Genomic DNA, 8,553 nt, shown 5'->3' with positions numbered 1-8,553 from the left:
ATGAATGTCGCTGTGCATCATGTCCTTTGCGTTTCGGCTCGCACACGGTTCACGCCGTGCTGGCGCAATCCTATGGGTGTGCGTCGAGGCATCCGACTGTGAATTTTGCCCGAATTCCTCTGCGGTAGCGGATTGGTGGGTCGTGCAGTGCGCGGACCTTTGTCGACCGGCAGTCGACGGCCCCGGCGCTCAAGCTCGCACCATCGGCACCCCAGCGCGGTCGAGTATGCCTACACCCCTGTAGAGCAGCGGAGCGTGCCGCGCGGCCGGGCCGGTTTCCTTACTCGAGGAACCCCCTCGGGGAGGCTTGGGACTTTCTGGCGCGAAGCCCTCTGGCCGAGACTCCGACCAACTACCCGTTGCAAGGCGAACTCGGCACCATCTCCCGCAGTCCCAAATTTACGAGCGCTGGCAACACAGGCCGACGCTTAAGGGCACGGCCCGCACCTAGTTCTTCGTCGAGGACCGCACGGTCTACTTGGAGCAGATGCACACCAGTCATCCGAACGAAACGAAGTAGGGTGAATCGCTTTCTCGTTCCTAGAGATTTAGAACTCATCACTTCCTGCCTCTAATTGACGTCGCCCTTGTCCGCCCCAGTCTCGGTTAGCATGAGCAGTTGTGTCTGGCCGCCGATCGTTCGCCGAGCCGCAGGTATTCGACCACGGGCGACTCGATGTTGGTGACGGCAACCGCATTTACTGGGAGGCCAGGGGCAACCCGAAAGGCCGGCCAGCGTTGGTCGTCCACGGCGGCCCAGGAGCAGGCCGGCCGCGCGGCGCCCACAAAGGGTTTGACCCCGAGGCATTCCAGGTTGTGTTGTTCGACCAGCGCGGCTGCGGTGACAGCGCGCCCCATGCAGCCGATCCGGCTACCGACATGGCGAACAACACCACCGAACACCTGCTCGCCGACATGGAAGCGCTGCGCGAGCACCTGGGCATCGACCGGTGGCTGCTCTATGGCGGGTCGTGGGCATCGACGCTGATCCTCGCCTACGCCCAGCGCCACCCCAGCAGGGTGATCGGCATCATCCTGCTAGGTGTCACCATGACCAGGCGGCGCGAGATCGATTGGCTCTACCACGGCCTGCGTCTGTTGTTGCCCATCGAATGGGAACGCTTTCGTGCCGGGGTACCCGTCACCGACCGCGGAGGCAACTTGGTCGAGGCCTACCGGCGGCTGATGGAAGACCCCGACCTCGCAGTAAGACAGCGAGCTGCGCACGAGTGGTGTGTGTGGGAAGACGCGGCAATCGCCCACGAGGCCCTCGGCAGCCCCGGTCAGTACGGTGCCAAACCCGACCTAGCGAAGCTGGCTTTTGTGCGAATATGTACGCATTATTTTGCCCACGGGGCGTGGCTGGAAGATGAGCAATTGCTGCGAGATGCCCACCGGCTCAGGGGCATTCCCGGAATCCTGATACACGGACGTCTCGACCTGTCCGGTCCGCTGCTTACAGCATGGGAGCTGGCCCAAGCCTGGCCGGACGCTGACCTGAGAATCATCGAGGACTCCGGTCACACCGGCAGCCCCCGCATGGAAGCAGCCATCCTCGACGCCATCGCAAGCTTCGACCCAGCCCGATCTCATTTCTAGAGATAGTGGACGTCTCATGTCCTGTCTCGCATAGTGCCGGTGCGCCGACCGACGCTGACGTGGCGGGCTTAGATCCCGGCGGCTGTCAGCCATTCGCTGTAGAAGAGTGCGATTCCGAGTCCGCAGGAGATGGCAGCGATCAGCCAGAACCGAATGGTTAGCGCGGTTTCCGGCCAGTCCATGAGTTCGAAGTGGTGGTGGAGCGGGGAGTTCCGGAACACGCGTCGGCCAGTAGTACGGAATGAGATGACCTGGATCACGACCGAGCCGACTTCGGCGACGAACAGCGCGCCCAGGATGATGGCCAGAATTTCGGTGCGGCTGGTCACCGACAGTCCGGCGATGATGCCGCCCAGGGCCAGAGAACCGGTGTCACCCATGATGATCTTGGCGGGTGCTGCGTTCCACCATAAAAAGCCGATGCAGGCTCCGGCGGTCGCGGCGGCGACGAGTGCCAGGTCGAGTGGGTCTCGGACGTGGTAGCACCCGGGTGTGGCGGCCTCAGCGCATTGGTTTCGGAACTGCCAGAAGGTGATGATGACGTAGGCGGCGGCCACCATGGCCATGGCACCCGCGGCCAGCCCGTCGAGTCCGTCAGTGAGGTTCACCGCGTTCGACCAGGCAGAAACCACCATGATGCAGAACAGCACGAAAACCACCGGCGGCAGTGCGAATGCTGCGATGTCGCGGACGTAGGACAGCGCAGGGCTGCCAGGGGTTAACCCGTCCGCGCTGCGGAACTGCAGTGCGAGAACGCCGAAGAGGATGGCCGCGACGAGCTGGCCGGCACTCTTGGCTCGCTTGTTCAAGCCGAGGTTCCGGCCCCGCCGCACTTTGAGGTAATCGTCGGTGAAACCGACAACACCTAGTGCGGTTGCTAGTCCGAGAACGAGTAGCCCTGATGCCGTCGGGCCCTCACCACCGAGCGCGAGTTCGTCGAAAAGGGTGCTGGTCAGGTAGCTGACCCATATCGCGGCGACGATCGCCAGCCCGCCCATCGTGGGCGTTCCCTGCTTGCGTTGGTGGCTTTTCGGGGCCTCGGCGCGGATGGGTTGTCCCAACCCGAGCCGGGAGAATGTCCGGAACAACACCGGGGTCAACAGAGCGGCGACCACCACGGCTATACCGGCGGCGACAAGTATCGATTTCATCGGGCTATGCAGGTCTTTCGCCCGCAGATCTGTCGATCACAGCACGACATCGAAATCCAAGCCCCCACCGCACCAGTATCGCGCAGCATCTTCCGAAGCCACCCACAGCGCCCCCGGCGCGGCGGCGCACCCTGGAGCCGAGTTGTTTAGTTCCTACAAATCGTCCGTGCGTCTCGCATGTAAAGAAATGAGACAGGCCCGGTAGGCGTGCTCCCCATCGCGGAACCCCAGGTCGCGGTGTCTCATTTCTTGTCTCGCGCCGCGTGTCTCAGATCTCGATGTCGGAGGGCAATGAGACCGTAGTGCTGTGACGGCGATCCGATTCCCGCTCGCCGACCGGCAAGCAAGTACGCTCGGCCGCGGAGACTTCGACTTATGTGACCCGAGGCACTATTGGCTCAACCGCCTGAAACAGTTTGAGCAGGTCCTGGGCAAACTCGTCCTGATGTCCGTGCAGGAAGCGCACCATGCCTCGAACTTCGGCGATTGCTTCGCGCGCACGTTGGAAATCCTCGGCGGTCGGCCGAGCGTCGGTTGCAGTCTGCCCATCGTCGCCCGCGGTGCGGACATACCCAGCGAGGCGAGCTCGCATGTGGTCGGCTTGCCGCTCGTAGTGCTCGAGGCGACTAGCGAGTTTGCGACGGTCTTGTTCTGCACTGCGACGGCAGTCCTCGCTGTGGAAGTCTTTCCGTCGACCCGGCCCAAGCTCTCTTTGGAACTGTTCGTCGCAGCGCGGGTTGGCACAGGTGGCCTCGAGGATGAGGAGCTCGGCGTCATCTCGACGCCGAGCTATGCCAACTACGTCGCCGGACACCTAGCCCACCCTTCACGAGCGAGTTTATTCGCGCGTATTAATCCACTGCTCATTCTATGCATGTTCGCTGCTCTTGGCCTGCAGCACACGCGGCCGCTGTGCTCTGGACCGTAGGCAACGCGCCGAGCTGTTAGTAGTCAATCTGCGCGAATCATCTCAGTCGCATCATTGAGCCGTATCGATAAGACAGCCAGCCGAACGCTGCTCGCAAGTGACGCCGGCAGCGTGGGGTTAAAGAACGTAGCGCTCAATTGCGATTCGGCCGCAGACAGCGCTGGAACGGAGGCGGCCGATTCAGCAACCCATCAACCGATGATGAAAGAAAGTTGGGCGAGCATTCGAGTGCCCGCCCAACCTGCGAGGGCCTACCCGACCCATCATGCAGATCTGAGTGTAGGCCTCGCGCTCCTAATCCGTGCCTCTACGGCACCAACAGAGCGAGGTAGTAGCTATGTCTATTCGCATTACCGCTGTCCGACTTACTGGCGGGCAGACGCATCAACACATCACGAGGCTCTGGTGGACTAATCCCGGCAACGGCAAAAATGGGGAGAACGCCCGCGCCGAGATCGTCCACTGGATTGAGATAGAAAACGGCAAAGCCTACGTCGACACGGGCGGACACCGCGTTGACGTTCGAGTCGTTACCCCGGCGTCAGGCCCGAAGTATCTGAGGACACGAGCCGACGGTGTCTGGACCGACAACCTGTTGGCGTTGCCGCGGCGTTAACCGAGTAAGTCACGGTGAGGGACATCCAATACAACTGTCCCTCACCGTGATTCGGTCTTGGGCACATCGCCGCAGCCGACGTCCTCGCCCGAACCCGCCGGGATTCGATTCTCAATAATGAACGAAAAATCGACACGCCGCGCGGACGTAACGCGACCGGCGCGACACCGATCCGCGGAGTCCCATAACTCTGTCCCAATACGGCTCTAACGTGGACAGGGTTAAAGACACACTCAGGAAAGGCGCGATCGATGGCACTGCTCGGATACGCCCGCGTCTCCACACTGCACCAGTCACCAGAGATGCAGCTAGCGGTCCTCCGAGAGGCTGGCGCAGAACGTATTTGGACAGACCAGATGTCGGGAAGGAGGGACGATCGGCCCGAGCTGGCCAGCCTGCTACATTACGCCCGTCCCGGCGATGTCCTCATGGTGTGGCGGCTCGACCGCCTCGGCCGCTCCCTAACCCACCTGCTAGCCGTTGCAAGTGACCTGCAAGACCGCAGCATCGAACTGCGCTCGCTCACTGAATCAGTGGACACCACCACTGCGGGCGGCCGGCTGATCTTCCACGTCTTCGGCGCTGTCGCAGAGTTCGAACGGGCCATCGCCGCTGAACGCACCGCTGATGGGGTGGCCACCGCCCGCGCTGCAGGCCGCCACCCCGGCCGCCCCGGTCTCAGCAGTGACACCATCGTCGCCGCCAACGCTCTCGACCAAGCGGGAACTCCCCGAGCCCAGATCGCCCGTACCTTGGGTATTTCCCGATCCAGCGTCTACCGATGCCTGGAACTAACTCGATGACATCACCACGGCCGCTGTCGACGGCGATCCGTAACGAAGTGCTCGCCGCGTGCCGAAGCGCCCTGCACTACCGGGGCGACTTGAAATCGCTCATGCTCGGCGCCGGTGTCCCCGCGGCGGTCTACAACCGGTATGACCACCTGGAAAACACGAAGGTCAAGATTGCTCGCAGCATCCTTGACGAGCTGCAAGAACTTGGGCCCAATGGGTGGGCGGTCCAGCGCCGAATCGTCGTCGAACTGTGCGGAATGCGAAGACCCGCCAACGGCGTCGAAGACCTCGCCGCCGGCCGCAACGCCCTCGACGCGCTGCGCCGAACCGCCGCCCACGAAGGCGTCATCATCGACACCGAACAGGCCGCAAGAAACGACCGGGCCACGCGAGCCGCCAAGCGCCAACAGCACATCACCGACCAGCAACAAAACCTCGACCGGCTACGCGCCGAGTTCTCCACCTTGGCCCGAAGCAAGCCCACCACGACCGCTGAACGCCAGGCACGCGGCTACCAGCTCGAAAAGCTACTCGCAGACCTCTTCCAAGCCAACGAGCTGGAGTACACCGGGTCGACTCGACAACCCCACGAGCAGGTCGACGGCTCCTTCCACTTCCGCGGCTTCACCTACCTCGTCGAAGCGCGCTGGCGCAATCAGCCACCCGACAAAGAAGATCTCGCCGGATTCAAACTCAAGGTCGACGGCAAGCTGGAAAGCACCCGCGGCCTGTTCATCTCCATGGCCGGCTTCGACGAGGAAGTGCTGCAGTACTTCGCCAACGTCAGCGGAAAACGCAACGTCATCTACATGACAGGCCAGGACCTCGCCATCATCTTCGAGGGAACCATCGGCCTCGAAGACGCCCTCCTGCGAAAGATCGACGCCGCAGAGAAGCACGGCCGCTACCTCATCAACCTCCTGGAATAACCTACCGCACACTCCCTCATACACCCCGCATTACGGCTGGAGGCGCTCGCGTGCCAGGTCGATCACCTGCTGAGACCACGGCATGTAGGACGGGACATGGGGTCCGGGTCCATCATCAGGTGAATTGGCAATCGCACGCAGGCCGGGCCTACCTCCGAACAGGTCGTCGAATTCCGCCACTGCCTGATACGCCGAAGACATGCTATCCAACAGCAGAGTCTCAATGGTTGTGTTCACCGTCGCTAACGGCTCAGTTATTCCATCGGCCAAGTCGAGCAGATCCGGATTCTCACCGAGCCCCATAATCTCCGCTTTTACCGGATTTTTCATCTCGGATTGGGCAATGAAGGACCGATCAATCGTCACGCGAAACCTGGACTGTATGTGACCACCAACCAAGATCTGATTGACCGCCGCCGTGACAGCCTCCATTGATTCGTGCACCATCACGTTGCGCAGTCGACACAGGAAGCGATAGCCTGCGTATCCGTCATAGACTCCGTGAAAGTTATCTTCTACGTGGCTATATACAGCGCTTTCTGGCCCGTAAGCCTTCTCGATTCTCCGCAGCATTTGATCCTGGTGATAGACGACCGACGAACACAGCGACAGCGCTGAAGCGCGCAGGCTGGTAAGCCACGTGGTGAACGTGCCGGGCGCCGAATTCGGGCGAATCATGCCAGCATCCGCTGCCTGGTTGGCAGCCATTATTGTCGAGCGCAGCAAGCTTTTTGACGAAGCGAAATAGGTAAAGACGGAGCCAAAAAGCAGCCCGGATATTTGCTTATAGGCCCCTTTATATCGCGTGTAATCGTCCGTCGACAAAATGCATATCCGCTCAAAACTAGCCGCGTGCCCCGGAGTGTCGGCAGTGATCAACAGGGCCCCACGGGGTTCTATCGGCAAGTCACCGGGGATTGTCATGCTTTAGATCGTCCATGGCTTGTGGTCGCACGCTGATGTCGGGGGCAGCTGTTATCACTGAGCAGTGACTCTCGATGTGCCCGATGGCGCACCCCGACACAGGTTCATGCGATACGTGCGACCACCCGGCGACCGGAACAGCACACAACGCGAAGCCGGATCACTTTTCCCGCTCCGACCGAACACACGAAAGATGCGTGTTGCCGTCGATGTGCAGACCCTCGCCGAGCCCACGCCGGAGCTAATGCGAGTCCTCGCTCGTGACGAGGAAGTCGAACCCCTCCTTTTCGTCCCCAACGACGAACCAGAGCCCCAACGTTGGATGCAGGTTCTCGAATGTCGCCGGTGGTACCAGTTCAAGTTCACGACCGTCGCAGACGCACCGAAGTTCATGGATTCCTCGACTGTCGGGGTTTCCGCCTACGAGGACGGCGACAGAAGGCTGGCGACCCGTGGGCACTTCTTTAGTGTTTACGCGACGCTTGACGAAGCGGCGCGCGCTTCGTACTCGGACGACTCGGGGATCACGCTGGCCGACCGTCACCGTGCTGCCGCTCTCGCATGTGCGTCCGCAGCAATCGGGGCTGATGTCATCGCGACCGCTGCGCCGACGGCGGGGCGCGACGATGTCGCTGACAACGATCTGGTCGTGAGCGTGACGCCGAGCCAGTTGGTCCCGCTGTTCGGGCACTACCTTCGCATGACAGGCAATCCCGTTCTGACAGTGACCAAAGGGCCATTGCTTGGCGGTGGCGAGTATGTCCGTACCTACAACGCGACTTCAGTCGCAGATCTATACCAGGCGGGCATCGACGCATCCGTTCGGCACCTCACCTCGATCCGGCTGATGGCGACAGCGGGTTTCGACCTCAAGCTCGTTCAGTCCATGTCAGCAATTGCACTGCGCCTCGGCCGCGCCGCTCGGGCTGTGGACCATCTACTCGCAACGCTGAGCAACGCCGCATCGAACGACGTGCAGCGATCCGACATGTCAGAGACCGCTGGCGAAGCATTCGATCGAATGCTGCTGTACCTTTGCGCCGCGATGGACAGATATGCCCGCGTCACCCGAACCTTGTTCGACAGGACCCTTGATCCCGACAACCAGCGCGGGTCCCTCACATCCACCGAAGAATTGCAGTCCGTCATCACAAAGTTCAGGCCGACCGATACGGCACAGCTGGAGTCACTGGGCTCGTACGCCTGGGTCATTGGACAGTTGCGCAACCGAATCCACGCGCTTCCCCTCGACACAAAACATAGGCTGTCTCGCAGCTACGGCTCGTCCACAACGGTGGCGATCACCCTCAATGGTCTGGCAGAGTTCGACCCCGCCGCCACACCGCTGAGTCAAGACCAACTGGACAGGCTTGGGGTGTGGAACGCACAGTCGTCCAATCCATTTCATCCGCGCACGTACGCTGCGGACATCGCCACCCTGGCGACGACCCTCTTCAGCGAGACACTGTGCTACCTGGAGGAGTTCTCCCACTTCATCCTTCGCAACAAGGTGCTGGTGAGAGGGACCCGGTTGGTGGTCCAGTCGCTATGCGGCTTGGGGTTGATGGGTCGTGGTCCACTGTAGGGCGAACTCGGCTGGGGTGAGTTCACC

At 61.6% G+C, this 8,553-nt stretch carries 8 protein-coding genes; 6 read left to right on the top strand and 2 right to left on the bottom strand.

Annotated features, from left to right (window positions below; genetic code table 11):
* The first annotated feature begins 621 nt into the window (after window positions 1-621).
* Window positions 622-1,599: a prolyl aminopeptidase gene (pip, locus tag SKC42_RS27220; RefSeq protein ID WP_330967339.1), complete on the top strand. Its 978-nt coding sequence runs from the start codon at window positions 622-624 to the stop codon at window positions 1,597-1,599.
* A 68-nt stretch (window positions 1,600-1,667) separates the two neighbouring features.
* Here the strand turns inward: pip and mraY are convergent, their stop codons facing one another.
* Window positions 1,668-2,750, bottom strand: coding sequence for a phospho-N-acetylmuramoyl-pentapeptide-transferase (gene mraY, locus SKC42_RS27215; RefSeq protein ID WP_330967338.1), 1,083 nt, complete (start codon window positions 2,748-2,750; stop codon window positions 1,668-1,670).
* 307 nt (window positions 2,751-3,057) lie between these two features.
* On the opposite strand from mraY, the gene SKC42_RS27210 reads away from it, so the two are divergent.
* The 4 genes from SKC42_RS27210 to SKC42_RS27195 all read left to right on the top strand — a co-directional run bounded on the left by SKC42_RS27210 (window position 3,058) and on the right by SKC42_RS27195 (window position 6,017).
* Entirely contained in the window at window positions 3,058-3,678 is a 621-nt protein-coding gene (locus SKC42_RS27210) for a hypothetical protein (RefSeq protein ID WP_330967337.1), read from the top strand.
* Between the two features lie 337 nt (window positions 3,679-4,015).
* Window positions 4,016-4,294, top strand: a complete 279-nt coding sequence (locus tag SKC42_RS27205) for a DUF3892 domain-containing protein (protein WP_330967336.1) — start codon at window positions 4,016-4,018, stop codon at window positions 4,292-4,294.
* A gap of 251 nt (window positions 4,295-4,545) precedes the next feature.
* Window positions 4,546-5,097, top strand: coding sequence for a recombinase family protein (locus SKC42_RS27200; protein ID WP_330967335.1), 552 nt, complete (start codon window positions 4,546-4,548; stop codon window positions 5,095-5,097).
* On the top strand, window positions 5,094-6,017 hold the full coding sequence (locus tag SKC42_RS27195) for a restriction endonuclease (protein ID WP_330967334.1): 924 nt from the start codon (window positions 5,094-5,096) through the stop codon (window positions 6,015-6,017). Before SKC42_RS27200 ends, SKC42_RS27195 begins: the two co-directional genes overlap by 4 nt.
* A 30-nt stretch (window positions 6,018-6,047) precedes the next feature.
* Here SKC42_RS27195 and SKC42_RS27190 read toward each other — a convergent pair whose 3' ends face one another.
* Window positions 6,048-6,941, bottom strand: coding sequence for a hypothetical protein (locus SKC42_RS27190; RefSeq protein ID WP_330967333.1), 894 nt, complete (start codon window positions 6,939-6,941; stop codon window positions 6,048-6,050).
* Window positions 6,942-7,134: 193 nt separating this feature from the next.
* On the opposite strand from SKC42_RS27190, the gene SKC42_RS27185 reads away from it, so the two are divergent.
* Window positions 7,135-8,526 carry a hypothetical protein gene (locus SKC42_RS27185; RefSeq protein WP_330967332.1) on the top strand — a complete coding sequence of 464 codons (1,392 nt, stop codon included), beginning with the start codon at window positions 7,135-7,137 and terminating at the stop codon, window positions 8,524-8,526.
* Window positions 8,527-8,553 lie beyond the last annotated feature (27 nt).

The sequence above is a fragment of the Mycobacterium sp. 050134 genome (genome assembly GCF_036409085.1).
Taxonomy (GTDB): Bacteria; Actinomycetota; Actinomycetes; order Mycobacteriales; family Mycobacteriaceae; genus Mycobacterium.
The sequence above is the reverse complement of the archived record's forward strand: the minus strand, read 5'-3'. Positions and strand labels throughout refer to the sequence as shown.

Coding starts and splice junctions, on each gene's coding strand:
- mraY (WP_330967338.1), bottom strand. CDS start 2,750: ATGAAATCGATACTTGTCGCCGCCGGTATAGCCGTGGTGGTCGCCGCT.
- SKC42_RS27205 (WP_330967336.1), top strand. CDS start 4,016: ATGTCTATTCGCATTACCGCTGTCCGACTTACTGGCGGGCAGACGCAT.
- SKC42_RS27200 (WP_330967335.1), top strand. CDS start 4,546: ATGGCACTGCTCGGATACGCCCGCGTCTCCACACTGCACCAGTCACCA.
- SKC42_RS27195 (WP_330967334.1), top strand. CDS start 5,094: ATGACATCACCACGGCCGCTGTCGACGGCGATCCGTAACGAAGTGCTC.
- SKC42_RS27190 (WP_330967333.1), bottom strand. CDS start 6,941: ATGACAATCCCCGGTGACTTGCCGATAGAACCCCGTGGGGCCCTGTTG.
- SKC42_RS27185 (WP_330967332.1), top strand. CDS start 7,135: ATGCGTGTTGCCGTCGATGTGCAGACCCTCGCCGAGCCCACGCCGGAG.